Here is a 337-nt window from a genome sequence, read left to right on the forward strand (position 1 = left end):
CTAATCCACGGCGCAGAGAAGGCTCGAGCCGTTATCTCGAAGGAGTCTCTCCACATCGTCAATCACGCGTTCTACAGCGCTCTTTCCGAGAATATCATCCACGCGAAGAGCGTCGAGGAGCTTAACGCGACGACCGAGGTCATTTCAACGTTCTTCAATGCGGGCTGGGAGAAATATCGCACGCTTTGACGGCTCTTTCTTTTTTTGCCGTCAAAGATAACTAAGTCATTATTAACCGAGACTATAACTTGAGGTGGTGCCCATGGCAGAGACAGGCGCCTGATAGCCTCTCGCCCCGCTTCGTCCCGTTGCCGGTCTTGCTCGCTTGTCTCTGCCA

At 53.1% G+C, this 337-nt stretch carries 1 pseudogene; it reads left to right on the forward strand.

Annotated features, from left to right (window positions below):
* Window positions 1–189 (forward strand): annotated as a pseudogene (locus tag NE591_RS13460) (TetR/AcrR family transcriptional regulator); the annotation flags it as partial.
* Between the last annotated feature and the right edge of the window lie 148 nt (window positions 190–337).

Origin of the sequence: Adlercreutzia sp. DFI.6.23 (assembly GCF_024462535.1) — a bacterium.
Classification (GTDB): domain Bacteria; phylum Actinomycetota; class Coriobacteriia; order Coriobacteriales; family Eggerthellaceae; genus Adlercreutzia; species Adlercreutzia rubneri.